Here is a 20,846-nt window from a genome sequence, read left to right as displayed (position 1 = left end):
CCTTAAGAATATGTCGGATAAATGATGCCAACATCTCTGGCTTGTTTCAGTTCTCCATCGCCGTACTTGAGATACTCATTACCTTTGACCGAAAAAGGGATGCTCCGGCCTTCCCATTCCAATCGGCCATCAACCGTCCGCACACTCATTCCAAGAATACCCCGCAGGCTTCCCTCCCGGTCCGTAACGACCCGGACGCCGGAAGGGAATTTCATATAGGCTTGACCCTCCCGGTAAATGACCGACTTGTCACGCAGATTGACCAGCTCATAGAGCACCCTGTCTATGGATCGTGCATAAGCCGTCTCACCGGCGACCTCCTCTCCATGATCCATCGCAGACGGGAGAAGCCCTGTGAACCAGACTTCCCCATCGGGTCTAGGCAGGATTCCGCTAAGCCGTTCCACGTAGTCGAGCAGGCACAAGATGGCAGGCGAATAGGCTTCGGTAAAACCCTCTTTCCCTGTCCAGGGACTGACGGTCTGCGCGAAACGCTCGGCCCTGGCCAATGAACACAAGATCGGCTGCATGGCCCATGTCAGCTCGACATGCCGGTGATGATGCTCAAAAGCATGCGGTGCCCGGATCAGGCTGAGAAAGTTGGACGGCCCCGCCCAGCTGTTGTAGCTGGAGAACGGGTCGAACCGCGGATCATCCATCGCAATGGAGGTGAACGGATATTTGGCAAAAAACTTGCGCGTATTCAGCAAGTAACGCGACAGCATCGCATCAAAAAATTCACGGTCACCGACTTCACAGGCGAGTACGCGCAGCAGAACATCGGACTGAACGCGGACAAATCGGTTCTGACGGTCACGGTCGTAGAAAAAGGCGTCTTCCTCGTCAAAACAGTACCCGAAGAGGCTGTCAGCGCTCTGCTTAGCTTTGGAAATCCACCCCTCGCCAAGCAAGCCCAGCTCCTCGGCGATTTTGGCCAAATACAAACGCTGACAATATACGTTTGCCGTAAGGTCCGGCGCCAGAAACGGTAAAACTGGCGAATCGGAATCGAACCGGCTCGGATCGCCATGGTGTGGCGTGTCCGGCACATGCCAGAAGCGAGGCGACAGATCATGGCCCGTATCGAAAGCCGAAAATGCCTCGACACAGCCGGTCCCCCGGGTATTACGTTGAGCAGACAACCAGACATCATAACGTTCCATCGCCTGGTACATCATCCGCAGAAACGCATGGTCCCGCCCTTGCAGCAAATAATGATTCCAGACGCTGCGGGCAAGCGGGGTAACAAGCTGGATTTGACGGTAAGCCGGCCCGTCGCCCGTAATTTTGTAAGGGAGCAGACCATCGGCCCGCTGGTGCAGCGCAAAGGAGCGGAACGTCGATTGCGCCACGCTCGGCAGGAAACGTGACAGCAGCTCCGCGTTGATCGTGCCGGTGCTTTCGAGCCAGCAGCCAAGATATATCCCTCCTTCCTGCAGCATCGGTACGCCGCCAACAATAGCGATGCAGTCAAGCAGCCTGCGAACCGCCTTGTAATAGACACTTTCAAGCTTGCCTTCGGATGCGGCAAACCGGACACCGCTCCGCTTCCACTCGGCAGCAACATCTAAGTCCGGCGCTTTCCCGGGCTCTCCAATCCGATGTTCCACGTTCACCGCCCTTAATTTTTCTAACAGCGCCTTCTCATCCACGATCATTCTCCTCGCTTTCCGTGTTTCTTCTATCAGAAAAAAGCCCCGCCAAGTCTCTGCCGCAGCGGATGACCTTTCGGGGCCATTGATTATGGGATCGGCGTCATCGCCAGATATGCCGGATACTGCCGAATACTTATTGATTGCTTTGGAAAATTTTTACTGTTCCCGCATAAAAATCAGACACCGCTTTTTCCACGCCTTCTTTCCCGAAGCCGATCAGCTGGACCGTATTATCCGCAAGCTTGATAAACTCGGCGTTCCCCGGTGGGTTGTAGCTGATCGCAAAAGGCTCCTTCTTGTTCGCTTCGGACACGCGGCTCGTGAAGTCATAGACGATCTTGTCGGCAGCGCTGGCCTCGGCCTCCAGCGTCTTGCGGCCTTCCTCCGTCACTGGAACGCCCCGGTTGCTGCCGAGTATTTTCACAGCCTCCGGATCGTTAATCCAAAAGTCCATCAGCTCGGCCACTTCCTTCGGATGCTGGGTCTTCGCGTAGCCGGACATGCCCTGGCTGGATTCGAACACCACGCCGGTTCCTTTCGGACCGCGCGGTACCTGCACCATCGTCAATTCATCTTGGGTCAGGCTTTGGTACGAGGCCAGCATATTGGACGGAAGCAGGGTCATTGCTACTTTTCCTTTGATGATCAGAGACTTGCTCGCATCATTCGCCGGATTGGAAACCTGAAGCTCAGGCGTGACTACGCCTCCTGCCTTCGACGTTTGATCCCAGTACTGGAACCATGGCAGAATATCGGCTTCCTCAAAACCAAGCTTGTTGTTTGTCATGTCATACAGCTGCTTGCCGTTCTGCTTCAAATAAATGTCCATGCCGTCGGTTGTGAAATTGTAAGTCCCATAGTAGCCTTTACCCAGCTTGTCGGAAATTTCCTTGCTGATCCGGGCGTAATCTTCCCAGTTCCAGCCATCCTGCGGCACTCCGATGCCGGCTTTCTCAAAGAGCGTCTTGTTGATAACGATGCCGCGGGCGTTGGCGCCTGCTGAAATATGAACCAGCTTGCCGTTGATCGTTCCGTACTGCACCATCGTCGTGTCCATATCGTCAAGCTTCAGCTCATTGCCTTTATAAGGTTGGAGATCCAGCAGAACGCCCTTGTTGGCGTAGTCCACCACATTGCCTCCCAGAAAAAATACGTCCGGAGCTGTTCCCGAAGCCAGCTGCGTGTTCAGCTTGTCAAAATAACCGTCCTGCGGCGAGAACTCGCCCACGACTTTAATATCCGGATGCTTCTGCTCGAACAGCTCAAGCGCCTTATTCGTCAAATCCGCCCGAGCCTGGTCCCCCCACCACATCATCCTGAGCTCGACCTGGTCGCCTCCGGAATTCGCTTCCCCGCCGGATCCGCTGGAAGCCGCCGGGCCGCCCGAACTGCCGCATGCCGACAGCATCACGGTCATGGTCGCCAGCACAGAGATGAACCATCTTTTTTTCATGTTCCATTTCTCCTTCATCGCTATAAGTTTTATGAAGCGTTTGCACAATTGTCATTCCTGTCGCAGACTGCTGCTCTCCTCTTTCGGTGTCTTCAGAACTGCGCAGGGGTTATTTCAGCCCTGTCGTCGCGATGCCTTCCAGGAAGTACCGCTGGAACATCAGAAAAATCAGCGTGATCGGGAGCAGCGACAGCACGGAAATGGCGAGCAGTGCCCCCCAATCGGATGAGCCCGATGGATCGTACAGCGCCCGGATGCCGAGCTGCACGGTAAACAGCTTGATATCGCTGATGTAAATCATCTGGCTGAAGAAATCGTCCCACGTCCAGATAAACGTAAAGATCGCAGTTGAGATCAGCGCCGGGGTTAACAGGGGCAGAATGATCCGCAGGTACAGCTTGCCCTGGCCGCAGCCGTCGATCGTCGCGCTCTCGTCCAGCTCGCGCGGGATGCCGCGAATGAACTGAACCATCAGCAGGATAAAGAAAGAGTCGTGAGCCAGCCATTTGGGCAGGATCAGCGGTGCAAACGTGTTAATCCAGCCTAACTTGCTGAAAATGATATACTGCGGCACAAGCGTCACATGATAAGGCAGCATGATCGTCACCAGCATCAGTGCAAACCATATTTTTTTCAGCTTGAATTCCAGCCGGGCAAAGGCGTAAGCCGCAAGCGAGCAGGTCACGATGTTACCCAGCACGCAGAGGATGGAGATGAGCGCCGAGTTGCCGAAAAAGCGGCTGAAGGATACGCCTTGAAAGCCCTTCCAACCATTTTTGTAATTATCGAACGTAAAGCTGTGCGACCATAAACCGGTATCGGTAAAAATCGCTTGATTTGGCTTAAAGGAGCTGCTGAGCAGCCACAATACAGGATACAGCATAGCCAGTCCGACCAGGAGGATCAGCACATGCCTGATGGCCTTTGAGTAAGTTCCTTTCATCGTCAGCATGGCTTATCTCCCCTCTTTCCCGTCGCCGTAGAAAACCCAGAAGCGCGACGTGGCAAAGATAATGCCCGTAAAGACGGCAATAATGAGCAGCATGATCCAGGCCAGCGCCGATGCATATCCCATATCGAAATAGGAGAAGCCTTTCAAATACAGGTATAACGTGTAGAACATCGAGGCATCCAGCGGTCCTCCGTGACCGTCGCCGATGACGTAAGCCGGCGTAAACGCCTGAAACGAGTTGATAATGCTCATGATCAGATTAAAAAAGAGAACAGGCGTCAGCATCGGCAGCGATATGCTGAAAAACTGGCGTATTTTCCCGGCGCCATCTACTTGGGACGCTTCATACAGATCGGCCGGCACCTGCTTCAGGCCTGCTAAAAAGATGACCATCGCCGAGCCGAACTGCCAAACCGACAGCGTGACGATCGGATAAATCAGATAATCGGGGTTGGCGATCCATGCTGGCCCTTCCAGGCCAAACCACCCAAGGAACGCATTCATAACGCCTTCGCTGTCAAAGATTTGCCGCCAAACGATGGAGATGGCAACACTTCCTCCGAGAAGTGACGGAATGTAATAGACGGTCCGGTAGATGCCCAGTCCACGAATCCCCTTGTTCAGTGCCAGCGCCACGACCAGCGCAAAAATGATACGGAGCGGTACGGACAGCAGCACGTACACGAATGTCAGCTGCAGCGAATGCGTAAACGTCGCGTCATTCGTAAAAATCTGCTTGAAATTGGCGAAACCGATCCATTCGGGTGGACGCAGCAAGTTGTATTTGGTCAGCGACAAATACAGCGAGCCGAGCATCGGTCCGAGCGTGAGGCAAAAAAAGCCGATAAGCCATGGCAGCAAAAAAGCGTACGCCGTACGGTTGTGCGAATGGATCGGCAGCCTGCGTGATGTTCGCATCGCGAATCCTCCTTCTGATGTTGGTAAGAACATCATAAGCAAGATGCGGCACGCGCTGAATTCTATTTCTTCGGCACTTCGCTATCAATTTTTTCAGGTAACTCTCTCGGTCATCTCTCGCGGTAATCGGAAGGAGAAATGCCGTAAATCTTTTTGAATTTCGAGCTGAAGTAGCTGGCATTGCTGAAGCCCGTAAGTTCGGCTATATCCCACAGGCTGAGCTGGGTCTCCTCCAGCAGCCGGATCGCCTGCGTCATCCGCACATCGGTCAAGTACTGAATGAAGGTTCGCCCGACCCGTTTCTTGAACAATTCCGAGAAATAAGAAGGATGATAGTTAAAACGGGCAGCCATATCGCTCAAGTTCAAGTCTGATGCATAGTGGTCATCAATATAGCGGCGGACGGATTCAATCAGGTTGACATCGGCAGCGTCAGCGCCTTCTTCGCGCTGTCTGGCGATTTTCCGGGCGATCCCTGCAAGGTACGAGTACGCCTTATCCACCGAATCCAATGAATAGGCCAACTCCGGCCGGAGCCACAGTTGTTCTGCATTCTCGACCCTGATGAGCAAATCGCTCGCGGCTGACTCCAGAGCCAGGTACAACTGAAAAATGACTTTCACCCTACTGGCCGCAGGCCCTGTAAAAGCCAGCCGGAGAATGGGGCGGACGGCCTGATCAAACGCAGCATATTCACCTTTGGCCAGGTACCGTTCGATGACTTTGATTTCATCTGCGATTATGGACGTTTTGTCGATGGATTGGAGACGGATCTCGGCCGGCAAACGGCTGTCAGCATAGTTCCAGGCCACAAGCGATGAGAGGTAGCCGTCCTTCCAAGCCTTGAAGCCTGCTACGGATTGGCCGATGCCGAAGCCCAGCTCAAACCCAAGCATACGCTTCACTTCTGACCGGAGGTGATCTGCAAAAGAGTACAGCCAGTCCACGGACTCCGCGGTGACCACATGAATCAGCCCCGGATAATGCCCGTCCCGGAACGCCTCGCATTTTCCAGCTGCGTCTTCTGCCTTTTCACGGCAGATCATTTCCAGCGGGAGGAGGAATTGATCGGGTGCCCGATCCGGCGCATGTCCGATATCCATCACCTTCAGGCCGAGGGTCATAAAGCGCACTTGACGCTCATCCCAACCGCCAAGCCGAATCTACGGGCGTGGTCCGTAACTTTGCTCTCCGACCCGGTTTCCCAGTGGACGAGCCGAAGGATAAATTGCTCCTTCATCTCCCTGTAATATTGCGACAGCTCCCACAGCGTTTTGGCCTCTAGCTGCGCTTTATCCCGTTCCCGGTTCAGCTCGGCGGTGACGTTTTTCAGAACGGAATTCAGCTCATCGCGGGCGACCGGCTTCAGCAGGTATTCGCTCGCCTGGAAGCGGAGTGCAGCCCGAGCGTACTGAAAATCCTCATAGCCGGTAATGACGATGACCCTGACGTTCGGGCAGCGTTCCCTGCACACTTCCATAAACTGCACACCGCCCATGAGCGGCATGTTCATGTCGGTAAGGACGATCTCGATATCACCGTTCTCCAGAAGGGACAGCGCCTCCGCCCCGTTCGACGCTTCGCCGGCCAGCGCAATGCCAAGACCGTCTACATCCACCTTGAGCCGCAGACCTTGGCGGATCTCCGGTTCGTCATCCACGATCAATAAGCGATACATCGTTATACACCTCCCTAATCGGTAACATCAGTTCAATTCGCATTCCCCCACCGGGCTTTGAATCCAGATGAGCCTCGAACAACGAGCCATAGTACAGCCGGCACCTCGCAAGTACATTCCCGAGTCCGATCTGCCGTTCCCGGCTGGCCAGAATTTGGTCCGGGCGGGCGGCCGCTGCTTCTTCCAGCACCTCGCGGATCTGTTCCTCCGTCATTCCGGGCCCGTTGTCCGTGACGGACATGACCACATGGCTGTCCCTTCGGTACACCCTGACGGATACACGCGCTTCAGTCCGATGCGCGAAACTGTATTTTACGGCGTTCTCGAGCAGAGGCTGAAGGACAAACTTGACACATGCGGCTTGCTCCGGCAGGCCGTCCTCTTCCACGGACAGCCAGAGCCGGTCCCCGAAGCGGATGCGCAGAATGGAAGCATAATCATGAACGTATTTCAGCTCCTCTTTCAAGGCGACCAAATCGTCGCTGATCCGCAAGCCGAAGCGCAGCATTTTTCCGAGCGACTCGATAACCTTTACGGTATCGTCCGTACGCCTCTGCATCGCCAGGCTGCTGAGCAGCTCCAGCGTATTGAACAAAAAATGAGGATTAATCTGCATCAGCAGCGCCTTATATTCGGCCTGCTGCCGGAGCAGCTTCAGTTCGAATTCGGTTTTGATATGCTGCCGCAGCCTGCCGATCATGTTGCGGAATGTCACTGTGGCAAACCCGACCTCATTTCGGACGGTGCCTTCCAGAGGCAGCCGGCTCTCCGCGCTGTCAAAATCCCCCCGCTGCACATGCCGCATGGCGGAGACGAGCCTTGACAGGGGCCGCGTAATCCCGTTCGACAGCCAGAAGGCGACGAAGAGCGAGATCAGCAGCAGCGCCGCCGCCAGCACCATAATACTGTTGCGCAGCTTAAGCAGCGGAGCGTACAGATCGCTCTCCGGGACGATGCCAACAAGCATCCAACCGTTTTGAGCCAGCTTTTTGTAAACGAGGATTTGCGCTTCACCCTGGTTGTTCTTGAAATAGACGACGCCCTGCTTGCTTCGCCCTGCCTGCGCCCTGGCGACCTCGTTCTTGGCAAGATTGGCGCTCGTTTCATAATCCGCTTGGGTCAGGAGCGGGCTCCCATGCTGATCGATTAAATACATCGTCCCGCTCTCACCCAAATGGATCCTGCTCAGCGGTTCCAGAAAATAATCGGCGCTTACGTTGACCTTCAGAAGCGTTTTCGCCTGCTTCGGTTCAAATGCCCCGATCGGCATCAGCATGCTGACGACCGGATGGTCGCTGCGGCGGATTTTCAATTCCACATCGTCGGTGTGCGCCGGTACCCAGCGGACCGTCTCGTCCCGAAACTGCTTGTACCAGGACTGATCCAGAAAGGAGCTTTCCTTGATGACCTGGTTATCCATACTGACCCACAAGCCTTCCCTGCGGTACAGCGCGACCGATGAGATGCTGGTATAACTGTTGGTCGTCTGCGTCAGAAACTTGCTCATCTGGATATGGGCAAGCATCTTCTCCCCTTCCGTTGCCGACGTGTCCGATGCGATGTTATCCCAGGTATCGGTCTGGTCGCTGTTAAAGATCAGGGAAGCCAAGTCGTAAATTTGCGTCTGCACCATGTCGATGTAGGAACCGTATTCATTCATTTTCTCGAGCGCGGACGATTCAATATAGGAACGGATAATCGTTCGTGATTCGTTAAAAATGAGAAGAGACAATGCACTGAACGACAAAACAAACAACAACACAAAAAATAAGATCAGCCTGCTTCTGAGCGAGTAGAACATGACGAACCTTCCTCCCGTTAATTTGACAGCGCTTTCGCGATACTGATGAACACATCATACCAAATCAGGTTCAACCCTGTGTGCCATGCCCTTCCAGCACTCCATTTCCGGCAGCAGTGAGTCCCCGGACCATTGGCGAAAATGACAAAGACACTGATCTATACCGGTCAGTGTCTTTGTAACTCTTACCGCATCAGGAAGCCAAAGGCCACCATGGCTGCCGCTCAGGTGGCCTCGATCCTTATCCGTGGCGCATGTTACTTTGCCCCGTAAAACCTTACCAGATCGTCGACTTTCACCGGAAGTCCGGTGGAGATCGATTGATTGGCGGCAATGCCCGTCAGGATCGATCGTGCGCCGTCAATATGGTTCGCCGCCCGATGGAATTTATCTTCCACAGGCACGCCGAAAATATCGTTCAGCAGCACAGGATCGCCGCCGCCGTGCCCGCCGGCCCCTTCCTCGAAGTCCGCCTTGTAAGGCTCGCCGAACATGGGGAATACCAGGATATTGACCCCCTTGACCGCTCCTTCCAGCGCTTTGTCTCCGCCGGAATTGACATAGGATTGCTCGATCACCGTCATTTCGATCCGGCCCTTGGTGCCGTTAAAGGCGATCCGGTATCCTTCCCACGGCATGTAAGCATTCAGCGAATAGGTCAGCTGCGCTTTATTTTTGTACCGGACCATAACGCTCATCGTATCCTCGATCGAAATCCCGTCGCCAAATACGCTTTGATCCCGGCGGTAGCCGTCCTCCCACTCCGCGTCGAGGTACATCGCTTTCAGATGCGCGTTGCTGTCCAGTGAGAGCGCAAACGGATCGTCCTTCGCGTTCGGATGGCCTGTTGCCCGGTCATAAAACTTGGTGATTCCGCGCTTCTCAGCATTTTCCCGTCCGTAAAACAGCAGGTTTCCCATCGCATAGACGGTTTCCGGCTCAGATCCGATCCAGAAATTAACCAGGTCGAAGTGGTGAGTCGACTTATGTACGAGCAGACCGCCGCTGTTGCGCTTGTCCCGATGCCATCTGCGGAAGTAATCCGCGCCATGCTGCGTATTAAGCAGCCACTCGAAGTGAACCGACGTCACATCCCCGATGGTTCCGTCTGCAATCAGCTCCCGGGCTTTCGTATGATGAGGCGCATAACGGTAGTTGAAGGTAACCCGCACGTTACGTCCTGTTCTTTCCACCGCGTCGAGAATGTCCTGGCATTTGGCCGCGTCGACCGTCATCGGCTTTTCCGTGATCACGTCGCAGCCGAGCTCCATCGCCCGGATAATATAGCGGTGATGGGTACGGTCCACGCTGGTTACGATGACGAAGTCCGGCTTTTCGGTCCGGATCATCTCGTCAAAAGCTTCGGTTTTATACGTTCGTACCGCGTCATAATCGTACTTCTCCGTCAGCAGCTTGTTGGCATAATCCATGCGAGTCTGGTTCACGTCGCAAAAAGCGAGCAGCTCCGCCGAATCCCGGAAACGCTGGGCAATCGCACCGTAAAAAAATTCCGCTCTTCCGCCTGCTCCGACCTGCACATATGTTTTTTTGGCCATATTATTCCCTCTCCTTCTATGAACCTGTTTATTTGCAGATTACTGCAAAATTCGCTTATTGTCCCCGCATTTTATGCTAGAATGATGAAAACCCCGCATTTATTGCGCTTGTGGAGGAACGATTATGGCTTTACACCAAGAGCTGCGGTACGGAGACGCGTCCGATCCCTTTTCTGTTGAATATAACCGCCGCAAGGGACACTTCTCCATGTCGGAGGATCATATGCACAAACATTACGAGCTGTATTATTTGTTTGGCGGCGAACGCTTTTACTTCATTAAAGACCGGGTGTATCGGGTCCGATCCGGAGATTTGGTGTTCATCCCGGGGAATGAAGTGCATAAAACCTCGGACACCGGTGTGCCGAACCATGAACGCATCGTCATTTATGTCAACGATTCGTATTTCGAGCCGCTCCAGCAGGATGAGACCGAGCTGCTGCTTGCTCCGTTTCACGGTCCCCACCGCGTGGTGCATCTGCCGGATCAGGACAAGCTTCGGATCGAACAGCTGCTCTATGAAATGCTGCGGGAGATTCAGGAAGAGGCTCCCGGTTACCGGATGGCCGTCCGGCATGCTGCGGGACAGGCATTGCTGTTTGCGGCCAGACAGTCCGCAGCATACAAGCAAGGGGTCCCCGAAGACTCGGTCTCTCCCGCTGCAGCCCGTATGAACGACATCGCCAGCTACATCTCGGAGCATTACCGGGAATCCTTGACGCTGAGCGGCCTGAGTGAACTGTTCTACTTGAGCCCCAGCCATCTGAGCCGGTCGTTCAAGAAGTATACCGGTTTTGGCCTGATCGAATATATCGGCATTACCCGGATCAAGGAGGCCCAGCGTCTGCTGCGCGAAACCGATGAACGCATCATTCGGGTGTCGGAGGACGTGGGGTTCGAGAACTTTTCGCATTTTGAAAAAGTATTCAAGTCGGTCACGCGGATGTCTGCCCGCAGCTACCGCGCCGGTTTTCGGCGCAGGGAATGAAGCAGACTGGCTCTCCAGACGTTCTAACGAACGTGACCCTCGCGTGACCATCCCCATGCCAAATGAAAAAGCCCTGCCGAAGATTCGGCAGGGCTTCAACAATCAGAGCCTTCCTTGCTGAACGGATGGCTCAAGCAATAAGCGGTACGTCATACCCGCAGTCGTAGGGAATGAGTACAAGTTCTCTCCAGTCTGTTGAACAGGAATGCTGTTTTCATCCGCCAAGATCGTCAGCGGATTCAGCGAATAGATTGACAGGGACGATCCGGCATGGGAGACAATCTCAGCCTCCGCAAGCCTTCCCTCTTTCCATTCCAGGCTGACCTCGAACCCTCCGCGTGCGCGAAGGCCCTTCACAAATCCGTTCGGCCAGGAAGCAGGCAGAGCCGGAAGGAATTCCAAATATCCCTGATGCGACTGAAGCAGCATTTCAGCAATGCCGGCCGTCGCCGCAAAATTGCCGTCAATTTGGAACGGCGGATGGGCGTCGAACAAATTCGCATACACCCCTCCATGGTGATAATTATCCGGTTCATCTTCGCGGACGAGGCGCAGCAGGTTGGAGAGCAGAGCAAGCGAACGGTCGCCTTCGCCGAACCGGGCCCACAGGGCGACCTTCCAGCCAAGACTCCAGCCTGTTCCGTCGTCGCCCCGCCGTTCCAGGGAACGGCGGGCGGCCTCGAATAAATCCGGCGACTGCCGCTTGGTGAGCTGCCGGCCCGGATATACGCCGAACATATGGGACGCGTGACGGTGGTGGACATCCTCGTCTTCGAAATCCTTGGACCATTCCTGAAGCTGTCCGTACTTCCCGACCTGCAGCGGCAGGAGACGCTCCCTGGCCTCCAGCCACTCCTGGCGCAGCGCTTCGTCTTCTTCCAGCGTCTCGGACGCTTCAATTAGATTGGTGAGCAGGTCCCAGATCAGCATCAGATCCATCGTCGATGCTTCGCTGACCGCAGCCAGACCGCCCGCCGGCGTTCTGAATTTATGCTCCGGCGAGGTCGACGGCGAAGTGATCAGGCGGCCGCTGCCGTCGTCCTGCAGCCAATCCAGGCAGAACAGAGCCGCTTCCTTCATCACCGGGTAGGCATGTTCCCGCAAATACTTCTCGTCCCGGCTGAACGCAAAATGCTCCCACAAGTGCTGGCACAGCCAGACACCGCCCATCGGCCACATGCACCATACCGGATCGCCATGCCCGTAATCGCCTACGGGATTGGACATCGCCCAAATGTCCGAATTGTGGTGGGCGGTCCAGCCGCGGGCGCCATAGTGAGTCTGTGCCGTTGTCCCGCCATTCCGGGCCAAGTCGCCGATAAAGCGAAGCAGCGGCTCATGCAGCTCGGACAGATTCGCCGTTTCGGCCGGCCAGTAATTCATTTCTGCATTGATATTCAGCGTCCAGTTGCTGCTCCAAGGCGGACGCATCTCCTGGTTCCAAATTCCCTGCAGATTCGCCGGCTGGGTGCCGGGCCGAGAACTAGCGATCATCAGGTAACGGCCATAATGAAACAGCAGTTCCACCAGCCCCGGATCGCCGGCTCCATAGCGGACAATCCGGTCCTCTGTCGATAGTTCTTCTCCTGCCTTGCTTGCCCCAAGCGACAACTGGACCCGGTCGAACAGCGAGCGGTGATCGGCAATATGCGTTTGGCGCTGGCCCTCATAATTGCCTTGAACAGCTCTGTCCAAATCGTCCTTGGCGGCCCGTTTCTCATCTTTGCCTTGGCTTCCGGGCAGTTTATCAAAGCCGCTAAAACTTGTCGCGGCACTGAAATAAAGGGTTGCCGCCGTCGCGCCTTGAACGCGGATGTCCGTTTCGCTGACCGCTGCGCTGCCTCCCTCCGTTACAGCCGTCAGGCGTCCTTGAAAACGCACCGCTTCCGTCGTATCCGGGTCGCCGTAAATAATGGGATCATCGCTGCGGTAATAATTAGGCCAAACCTGTTCCGGCGCGGTACCCCGGAGGACTAAGGTGCCTTTCTCCGCCTCCGTCACGCTGCGCAGCGGACTGCTGAGCGCTGCCCGAAAATTCAGCTTCCCTGCCTCGCTGGAAGTCAGACGGACGACCAGCACCTGGTCCGGATGGGATACGAACATCTCCCTCGTATACACCACGCCGCCAACCGTGTATTCAACACGAGTAATGCCCTCAGCGAGATCCAGCTCTCTTTTGTAACCCGTGAACGAAGCTTCTCCCTCCTGCTCCAACTCGATATGCAGATCTCCGAGCGGAAGATAGGACTGGCTGTAGGCACCCATCATCCCTTTCGCCGCACGGTCGGCTTCCTCGTATTGCCCGCTGCGGATCAGCTCACGCACGCGGGGCAATACCTTCAAAGCCTCCGGATTATTCGTGTCCCGCGGATATCCCGACCACAGCGTGTCTTCGTTCAGCTGGATCCGCTCTTCGGCCACGCCTCCGAACACCATGGCACCAATCCGGCCGTTGCCGATCGGAAGCGCTTCCGTCCATACTGTAGCAGGTTTGTCATATTGAAGTTTCATGCTTCCCCTCCGGTTCAATAAAAAGGTTCATATTATTCTGCTTTTTTGGTCGTGTCATAAGCCTGCTGCATGATTTCCAAATACCGCTTCAGATTTAATGCATCCAACCCTTTGACGTAGGCATCCCAGTCTTTGTCCAGGTTTTTGGCGCCGGTGACAAACTGCAGGGCATTTTGATCCACGTAGTCCTTTATATTTTGCTGAAGCATGCTTTGCTCATCGGCAGCCGCTGGATCGATCCAGACCGACCAATTGGGATAGACCTCCTTAGGTTGTTTATTCTCGTACAGGTAGGTCGCTTCCTGCAATCTGCGCTCATAACCCGAATTTTTATAAATATCGGTTTCCTGAATCCAGCCATCGCGGAATTCCCGGGTATGGTTGTACTGGGCGGTGGCTCCCCACGCACTGTTTCGCGGCTCGGAGCCTGCCGGCTGCTCCAGCGTCTTGAAGATCGGTTTCGCTTTTTCGTTCAATGGCACGTCTCCGTCTTTCGGCTTCACCCAATCCTTGCCCTCCTCGCCGTAGTTGCCCAGCAGCTGTCCCTCTTCGGTATAAATGTAATCCAGCATTTTGATGGCGGCGATTTGTACTTCTTTGCTTGCCTTGTTGGTCAGGACGAAAGTAGCGCCAGGATCGACCGGGTAATTGAACGTAGCATATGCGGCATGTGGCCCCTGCAGTGGCGGAATGGCGTCGTAATGGGAGCTGTACTTGTTGCCTTCCCCGGTATCCGTAAATATCGCCGGATGCATCGATGCTCCCGCACCCAGAAGCTCGGTTGCGGTATTGTTGCCGATCAGCTTGAACGCGTCGGCGTTCTGTGTGAATGCGCCCGGGTCAATCAAGCCTTCGGCATACAGCGACCTGGCATAGGCAAGTCCTTCCTTCCATTCCGGCTTGTTGGCCGCGATGTCTACTTTATCGCCATTCACCGTCAGATAGTATTTATCGTCATCATAGATAAAGCCGTTCATTAGAAAAGGCAGAATGTGCACGCCAAAATTTTCAATGGAACCGCTCAGAGGAACCTCGTCGGCTTTACCGTTGCCGTTTGGATCTTTGGTCTTGAAGGCTTCCAGCACCTTCTTGAAATCTTCCGTCGTTTTTGGGACCTCCAAATTGAGCTTCTTCAGCCAGCTGGTGTTAACCCACATTTTGTTGGGGTATGAGCAGTGAAAACATTCGTTCAGCATGGTCAGCCCGTAGATGTTGCCGTCCGGAGCGATGGACATCGATTTGTAATCCGGGTGGTCGTCCAGCGCCTTCTTGATATTGGGAGCATATTGATCGATCAAATCATTCAGGGGAAGGATCACGCCCTGCTGCCCGAACTTCACCAGATCCGATTGGGAGAACTTGTCGACCCACGGGATCAGCATGTACAAATCAGGGTAGTCGCCGCTGGCGAGGGAAATTTGGCGTTTCTCCGCCGCGCCGTCATAAGGTACCTCGGTAAACTGCAGCTTGACGTTTGCTTTTTTCTCCAGCACTTTGGTGAACAGGTTTGTTTTATAGTCGATGTTGCCGTCGGTATTGACGAACACGCTGATCGGAACGGTTCCGGTTTCCCCGCCTGTACTCGCAGATCCGCCCTCTGCTCCCGAATCATTCGGTGATGCCCCCCCGGAACAGCCTGCAAGGACCAGCACCAGTGCAATCAAGCTGAACCAGCCTCGGTAAACACGTTTCTTCATGAACACGACACGCCCCTTTTTCATCAAAAATTGAAAAGCTCCCCTGCTAAGTCATCCACTGTTATGCGGTTTAGCCTTTAATCGAACCAATCAGCATCCCTTGAACGAAATACCGTTGAATAAAGGGATACAGGATCAGCACAGGCAGACTTGCGACCACGATGAGAGAATATTTCATCAAATAGGCAAGCTCCTGCCGCTTGACCTGCTCGCTTGCGTCCATATTGCCGCCTGAGAAATTTTGAATCAGAATGCTGCGCAGCGTTAGCTGGAGCGGATACAAATGCTGCGACTTCAGATAGATCAGCGCGTCGAAAAAGGCGTTCCACTGCGCGACCGCATACACCAGCGTCAGCACGGCCAGGATCGGCTTGGACAGCGGAATGACGACGCTGAGTAAAAAGCGGATGTCGCTGCAGCCGTCGATTTCGGCGGCATCGTTCAGCTCTTCCGGAATGGACGCTTTAAAAAAAGTGCGGGCAATAATGACCTGGAACACGAAGATCGCATTCGGCAGCAGCAGCGCCCACCTTGTATCGATCAGATGCAGGCCTTTGACGACGAGATACGTCGGAATCAAGCCCCCGGAAAACAGAAAGGTGAACGTGATGAACATCATGAGCACATTGCGTCCAAAAAACGTCTTTTTCGATAACGGATAGGCGATCGCCACCGTTAAGATGACGCTGATCAAGGTCCCGCAGCAGGTATAGAACAGCGAGTTTCCGTAGCCGACCAGTATCTGGTCGTTGCTGAAGACCGTTTTATACCCGGCAAAAGAGATATCGACCGGCCACAGCCAGACTTTGCCGGATGCAACCGCCTGCGGGCTGCTGATCGATGAGCTGACAATATAGATGAGCGGGTAAAGTACGGCAACAAGGATTAAACTGAGCAGGATGTAGGTGATACCGAGGAAAACGCGGTCCCCCGCCGATTCGCGGATTTTTCCCCTTGTCGATATGGAAGCGGTCGTCTGTACAGCAGCCATAGCCTCCCCTCCTTGTTCATTGGAATTACCATAGGCTGTTCTCGGATATCCGGCGCGAGACGGCATTGACCGCCACGAGCAGAATCAGGTTGATCACCGAATTGAACAAGCCCACGGCTGTGGCAAAGCTGTAATTGGCGTTCAGCAAACCGATTTTGTAGACATACGTGGAAATGATCTCTGAAGATTGCAGGTTTAACGGGTTCTGCATGAGATATACTTTCTCAAAGCCCAGCGACATGATATTGCCGACGCTTAGGATCAGGATGATGACGGCGGCCGGCAGAATGCCCGGAATGTCCACATGGATGATTTTTTGCAGCCTGGAAGCCCCGTCCACTTTGGCCGCTTCATAGAGCGACGGGTCCACGCCAGCCAATGCCGCCAAATAAATGACACAGGAGTATCCGGTGGTTTGCCACACTTCCGACCATACGTAAACGGATCTGAACTTCGTCGGATCGCCGAGAAAATTCGTGGATTCCATACCCATTGCATTTAAAATCACGTTCAGCAGTCCGAGCCGCGGTGCCAGAAAGATCATAATAATGGAGACCATGACGACGGTCGAAATAAAAAACGGTGCATACGTAATCAGCTGTACCGCTTTTTTGAAACGGAGGCTTCGCACCTCATTGAGCAGCAGGGCCAGAATGATCGGGATCGGAAAAGTGGCTGCCAGCTGATACAGAGACAGAAACAACGTGTTCTTGATCAGCGTCCAGAATTGCGGATTGTTAAACAGCATGTCGAAGTACTTCGTCCCAACCCAGGGGCTTCCCCATATTCCCTTGGTCACCTGGTAATTCTTGAATGCAAGCACCGCGTTCGCCATCGGGAGGTATTTGAAAAGAATAAAGAACAGGACCGGCGGTATCACCAGTAAATACAGCTGCCAGTGCTTCCTCAGACTTTTCTTGGCTTCCTTCCAATAATTTTTGGAAGTGCTCCTCTCCCGAGTCTCCGTCTGCGGCTGAACCGATACAGCCTTCACAAGCATATTCCCCCTTCACGTTACGACTCCGGAGCCGTTTGTAATGGTAGCGCTTACAGAATTCATGGTAAAATCTCCGCGCCACGACCGTAAAGGTACAATTGCAGCGAATGCATCCACAACCCGACCGTACAATCCGCGATAAAGCGTACATTTTTCGATGAAAGCGCATTCTATCGGTACTTGATCAACGAGCGTCCCCTAATTCGGCCGCCTCCCGGAACATGCTTGGGGAGATCCCCCGGACCCGCTTGAATGCCCGCCGGAATGAATGTGCGCTGTTATAGCCGACCCTTTCGGCAATATCGTCGATTTTTAAAGCCCGGTTCAGCAGCAGCTCGGACGCTTTATCGATGCGCAGCCGTTCCAGGTAATCGAACCAATGCTCCCCCTCGCTTTCCTTGAATACCGTGGAGACATACTTTTCCGGCCTTCCAACCTGCTTGGCGATGTGGTACAGCGTCAAGTCCGCATCCCCGTACGCAGATTCAAGATAATCCTTCACCTGCTGTACCGTCTGATGATGCAGGGCATTCCTTTTCTCCTCGATCATCGAACAATAGAGGCCGATCATTTCGCCCATTTGCCCGAGAAGCCTGTCAATCCCTTCAAACGGCTGGATTTGAGCGATCCGGCACTGGAGATTCTCTGTGAACTCTGGATCATCTCCCGCCTTTTGATCCAGCAGCTTGAGCATCGTCCCCTTAAGTTCGCCGATCAGCTGCTCTGTCATTTCACGGGACAGCTCCCTCTCCTGAAAATTCCGTACGGCAATGTGTTCGAGGATCCGCATCGCTTCCCTGCCATCTCCTGACTTGATCGTGTTCAGCAGCCGCGTTTCCGTTTCGATCGGATAATAAAATAGCGACGCGTCCCTGCTTGAGTCCTCATACCGAATGACGCCGCCCTCATCGGTGAATGCCGCATAGTCCAGAGCCTCCGCCGCTTCTCCGAACGAACGCCCGACATCCGCCAGCGCTTCGAAGGGCCTCCCCATTCCGAACTGGACTGGCATGTGATAATGGCTGAACAGCGTGCCCGCCAGATCCTGCAGTCTTTGTATTACCAAAGCCTCATCCGGGGCCAGCTTGCTTGTGCGCAGCAGCAAAAAGGCAAGCTTGTCCTGCCCCCAATCCGTTACCAGCATATCGGGCTCGGCCTCCATGAGGGACTGACGCACAATAAGTCGGGCCACATTGGATTCCGCAAGCGATTCGCGGCTGTCTGAACCGCCATAGGTGTTGATTTTAGCCAGGCCGGCGTAACCTGCTTCACCCTTAATGGAGACACCCGCTTGCGCGGAAGCAGCGGCCAGCTCTTCTCCGTTGTAAAATTCTCCGACCAACAGCCGTTTGATGAAAGCGTCGCGGATCAACGGCACCTGGTTGTGGAGATCTTGTACCAGCTGTCTGTTGCTCGCAATCAAGCTTGAAATGTTTCCCGCGATAAAATCGTAATCTTGGATCCCTGTACCGAGTTCCAATCCAAGCTGTTTCTTGAGTGAATTTATCAGATTGTTGATTGGAGCGCTGCTCCGGTATGCCAGCACAAGTCCGATGACAAGTCCTGAAATCAATGAAATCGCGGTAAGTATTCCGGTGATGTTCTTGATTCGGTTCGCGTTGATCATCAGGGCGGATTTCGGGACGCCGGCCGTGTAGACCCAGCCGCTTAATTCATCCCGGATGGATATGAGCAGCATGTCATCCGCCGCACGGCTGATATCACCGGGTTTACCTGAAGGAATATTTCGGATTTTGGCTATGTCGTTGCCAGTGATCCCCTCAGACAGGACTGTTTCTCCATCATGGTTCCTGACGAATGCCCATCCTCCATACTGATTGGTTATCCCTGATAGGTATGTGGACATTTTCTTCGTATCGATCAGCACCACAACGGAGGCGAGAGGTGTATCGAAGCTGTTCAGGGGCAGGGCTTGCACGAAGGTAACCACCGTTTGCTGATGTGTCTTCGTCACGTAATCGTGCTGGGGAACGACCATGCTGAGGTTGCTCTTCTCGAGAAAGTTCTTTTTCCAAGTCTCAAAGGTCATGCCTTCATAATGGTTCGATTCGTAAAACAGCTCCGGCCGGTAATAGACCGTGCTTGGCGTAAGCACCAGATGGCTGTTGCGGAGGTAGATGTAAAAATTCGAAAGGAAATCGTTGGTCTGGCTGTAGCTTGCGATATCCCGCATCATTTTCCACAGACCGTATACGTCGTAATTCTGCTCGTCCGAATGCGAAGTCATGAGCCTGGCTAAATCCTGATTAATGGCGAGCTGTTTGGTAAAGCCCTGAACTTCAGCGAGCCTGCGCTCCATCAGATCCTTGCTCTGCTGCAGCGTCATAATGCTGGTCTTCAGGGAACTTTGCTCCGCTACATCGATCGATGTCCGGTAAGACACATATCCCGCAATCAGCGGGATCATCAGCACGATCAGATAAGACATAAGGAATCTGCGAAATACCGGCGAAATGTTCAGCCACACCTGTTTCATGGAACCACCTGACCTTTCATGAATATCGAATGAGTCAGCCGCCTGCGGCTTGTTCCTGCCAAGCACCGCTAAGTTGAGAAAAACGACCGTCTTTGAAGACGGCCGTTCTCTTTAATACTCCATCCAGCTATAAGCCTACATATCTACCATCGCTTTGATGACCTTGGCAGCCGGGTCCAGCCAATGGTTAAATTGTTCAATCATATCGTCAAACGCGGACCGGTGCGTGACGTATGGAGCGACATCGATCCCGCCGGACCGGATCGTATGCAGCACGTGCATGAAGTCTTCGTGCGTTGCGTTGCGGCTGGCCAGCAGCGTCAGCTCCCGTTTATGGAATTCCGGATCGTGGAACCGGATATCCGCTTTGACCAATCCGACATAGACCAATCTTCCGCCATGGGCGGTATAACGGAACGCGTCAGTCATCGACTGTGCGTTTCCCGTAGCGTCAAACACCACCGAAGGCAGCTCTCCGCCGCAGGCCGCCGCAATTTGTTCATCGGGATTCTGCAATGCGTTAACAAGCGCATCCGCCTCAATCCATTGCTTGCAGAAAGCCAAGCGTTCGTCGTTCACATCCATCGCGAGCACATGGGCACCGCTGGCCTTTGCAAAGGCCATGACCCCGAGCCCAATCGGCCCGCCCCCAATGACGAGCGCCGTCTCGCCGGCCGCCAGCCCCGATCTACGCACGGCATGGGCACCTATGGCCAGCGGTTCAATGACCGCAGTCTGGTCCAGCGTCAGCCCGTTCGTGCGAATCAAGTGGGTCACCGGAACGGCAATCCGCTCACGCATGCCGCCGTCCGTATGAACGCCAAGGACCTGCATATCCGTACAGCAGTTGGTCTTCCCGCTTCGGCAGGCAATGCATGTCCCGCAGTGCAAATAAGGGATGATGCTCACCTGATCGCCGGCTTCAAGCCCATCACTGTTAGGGCCGACTTCCTTAATGATACCTGCCAGCTCATGGCCAAGGATTCTCGGATAAGTAAAAAACGGCTGGTTGCCGCGGAATGCGTGCAGATCGGTTCCGCAAATCCCGACCCGCTTGATCTCGACCACCGCATGCCCCGGCTCCATCACGGGCTCCGGGAGATCCAGCACCATGTCAAATCGGCCGACGGCTGAACATATGATGCCTTTCAT

The 20,846-nt window shown here is 54.3% G+C and carries 15 protein-coding genes; 1 reads left to right on the top strand and 14 read right to left on the bottom strand.

Features of this window, described 5'->3' with window-relative positions; all coding sequences use genetic code 11:
- Positions 1–2: 2 nt before the first annotated feature.
- The 8 genes from KI379_RS11530 to KI379_RS11500 form a co-directional block, all read right to left on the bottom strand.
- Positions 3–1,658, bottom strand: coding sequence for an MGH1-like glycoside hydrolase domain-containing protein (locus KI379_RS11530; protein WP_212983634.1), 1,656 nt, complete (start codon positions 1,656–1,658; stop codon positions 3–5).
- Positions 1,659–1,788: 130 nt separating this feature from the next.
- Positions 1,789–3,108, bottom strand: a complete 1,320-nt coding sequence (locus KI379_RS11525) for an ABC transporter substrate-binding protein (protein ID WP_212983633.1) — start codon at positions 3,106–3,108, stop codon at positions 1,789–1,791.
- A gap of 109 nt (positions 3,109–3,217) precedes the next feature.
- Positions 3,218–4,051 (bottom strand): carbohydrate ABC transporter permease, encoded by an 834-nt coding sequence (locus KI379_RS11520; RefSeq protein ID WP_373309589.1) that lies wholly within the window; start codon positions 4,049–4,051, stop codon positions 3,218–3,220.
- Between the two features lie 12 nt (positions 4,052–4,063).
- On the bottom strand, positions 4,064–4,978 hold the full coding sequence (locus KI379_RS11515; RefSeq protein WP_076166202.1) for a carbohydrate ABC transporter permease: 915 nt from the start codon (positions 4,976–4,978) through the stop codon (positions 4,064–4,066).
- Positions 4,979–5,088: 110 nt separating this feature from the next.
- Positions 5,089–6,102 carry a helix-turn-helix transcriptional regulator gene (locus KI379_RS34040; RefSeq protein ID WP_244879368.1) on the bottom strand — a complete coding sequence of 338 codons (1,014 nt, stop codon included), beginning with the start codon at positions 6,100–6,102 and terminating at the stop codon, positions 5,089–5,091.
- A complete protein-coding gene (locus KI379_RS34035) occupies positions 6,099–6,656 on the bottom strand; it encodes a response regulator (protein ID WP_244879263.1) in 558 nt (185 codons plus the stop codon). The genes KI379_RS34040 and KI379_RS34035 overlap by 4 nt, the downstream gene beginning before the upstream one ends.
- Positions 6,631–8,457: a cache domain-containing sensor histidine kinase gene (locus tag KI379_RS11505; protein WP_212983632.1), complete on the bottom strand. Its 1,827-nt coding sequence runs from the start codon at positions 8,455–8,457 to the stop codon at positions 6,631–6,633. Before KI379_RS11505 ends, KI379_RS34035 begins: the two co-directional genes overlap by 26 nt.
- A 257-nt stretch (positions 8,458–8,714) precedes the next feature.
- The gene (locus KI379_RS11500; protein WP_076166212.1) at positions 8,715–10,013 is read right to left on the bottom strand and encodes a Gfo/Idh/MocA family oxidoreductase; all 1,299 of its coding nucleotides are present in this window, start codon (positions 10,011–10,013) and stop codon (positions 8,715–8,717) included.
- 124 nt (positions 10,014–10,137) lie between these two features.
- Here KI379_RS11500 and KI379_RS11495 point away from each other — a divergent pair, with 124 nt between their 5' ends.
- Positions 10,138–11,001: a helix-turn-helix domain-containing protein gene (locus tag KI379_RS11495; RefSeq protein WP_212983631.1), complete on the top strand. Its 864-nt coding sequence runs from the start codon at positions 10,138–10,140 to the stop codon at positions 10,999–11,001.
- A gap of 102 nt (positions 11,002–11,103) precedes the next feature.
- Here the strand turns inward: KI379_RS11495 and KI379_RS11490 are convergent, their stop codons facing one another.
- The 6 genes from KI379_RS11490 to KI379_RS11465 all read right to left on the bottom strand — a co-directional run bounded on the left by KI379_RS11490 (position 11,104) and on the right by KI379_RS11465 (position 20,846).
- Positions 11,104–13,512, bottom strand: a complete 2,409-nt coding sequence (locus KI379_RS11490) for a glycoside hydrolase family 95 protein (RefSeq protein ID WP_212983630.1) — start codon at positions 13,510–13,512, stop codon at positions 11,104–11,106.
- Between the two features lie 32 nt (positions 13,513–13,544).
- A complete protein-coding gene (locus tag KI379_RS11485; protein WP_212983629.1) occupies positions 13,545–15,209 on the bottom strand; it encodes an ABC transporter substrate-binding protein in 1,665 nt (554 codons plus the stop codon).
- Between the two features lie 70 nt (positions 15,210–15,279).
- A complete protein-coding gene (locus KI379_RS11480; RefSeq protein WP_076166224.1) occupies positions 15,280–16,200 on the bottom strand; it encodes a carbohydrate ABC transporter permease in 921 nt (306 codons plus the stop codon).
- A 25-nt stretch (positions 16,201–16,225) separates the two neighbouring features.
- Positions 16,226–17,080, bottom strand: a complete 855-nt coding sequence (locus KI379_RS11475; RefSeq protein WP_076169336.1) for an ABC transporter permease — start codon at positions 17,078–17,080, stop codon at positions 16,226–16,228.
- Positions 17,081–17,381: 301 nt separating this feature from the next.
- The gene (locus KI379_RS11470; RefSeq protein WP_212983628.1) at positions 17,382–19,694 is read right to left on the bottom strand and encodes a helix-turn-helix domain-containing protein; all 2,313 of its coding nucleotides are present in this window, start codon (positions 19,692–19,694) and stop codon (positions 17,382–17,384) included.
- 135 nt (positions 19,695–19,829) lie between these two features.
- Positions 19,830–20,846 carry a zinc-binding alcohol dehydrogenase family protein gene (locus KI379_RS11465; RefSeq protein WP_212983627.1) on the bottom strand — a complete coding sequence of 339 codons (1,017 nt, stop codon included), beginning with the start codon at positions 20,844–20,846 and terminating at the stop codon, positions 19,830–19,832.

It is taken from the genome of Paenibacillus cineris (assembly GCF_018333335.1).
Classification (GTDB): domain Bacteria; phylum Bacillota; class Bacilli; order Paenibacillales; family Paenibacillaceae; genus Paenibacillus_AQ; species Paenibacillus_AQ favisporus.
The sequence above is the reverse complement of the archived record's forward strand: the minus strand, read 5'-3'. Positions and strand labels throughout refer to the sequence as shown.

Coding starts and splice junctions, on each gene's coding strand:
- KI379_RS11485 (WP_212983629.1), bottom strand. CDS start 15,209: ATGAAGAAACGTGTTTACCGAGGCTGGTTCAGCTTGATTGCACTGGTG.
- KI379_RS11490 (WP_212983630.1), bottom strand. CDS start 13,512: ATGAAACTTCAATATGACAAACCTGCTACAGTATGGACGGAAGCGCTT.
- KI379_RS11525 (WP_212983633.1), bottom strand. CDS start 3,108: ATGAAAAAAAGATGGTTCATCTCTGTGCTGGCGACCATGACCGTGATG.
- KI379_RS11500 (WP_076166212.1), bottom strand. CDS start 10,013: ATGGCCAAAAAAACATATGTGCAGGTCGGAGCAGGCGGAAGAGCGGAA.
- KI379_RS11505 (WP_212983632.1), bottom strand. CDS start 8,457: ATGTTCTACTCGCTCAGAAGCAGGCTGATCTTATTTTTTGTGTTGTTG.
- KI379_RS34035 (WP_244879263.1), bottom strand. CDS start 6,656: ATGTATCGCTTATTGATCGTGGATGACGAACCGGAGATCCGCCAAGGT.
- KI379_RS11515 (WP_076166202.1), bottom strand. CDS start 4,978: ATGCGAACATCACGCAGGCTGCCGATCCATTCGCACAACCGTACGGCG.
- KI379_RS34040 (WP_244879368.1), bottom strand. CDS start 6,102: ATGACCCTCGGCCTGAAGGTGATGGATATCGGACATGCGCCGGATCGG.
- KI379_RS11480 (WP_076166224.1), bottom strand. CDS start 16,200: ATGGCTGCTGTACAGACGACCGCTTCCATATCGACAAGGGGAAAAATC.
- KI379_RS11495 (WP_212983631.1), top strand. CDS start 10,138: ATGGCTTTACACCAAGAGCTGCGGTACGGAGACGCGTCCGATCCCTTT.
- KI379_RS11530 (WP_212983634.1), bottom strand. CDS start 1,658: ATGATCGTGGATGAGAAGGCGCTGTTAGAAAAATTAAGGGCGGTGAAC.
- KI379_RS11470 (WP_212983628.1), bottom strand. CDS start 19,694: ATGAAACAGGTGTGGCTGAACATTTCGCCGGTATTTCGCAGATTCCTT.
- KI379_RS11520 (WP_373309589.1), bottom strand. CDS start 4,051: ATGAAAGGAACTTACTCAAAGGCCATCAGGCATGTGCTGATCCTCCTG.
- KI379_RS11465 (WP_212983627.1), bottom strand. CDS start 20,846: ATGAAAGGCATCATATGTTCAGCCGTCGGCCGATTTGACATGGTGCTG.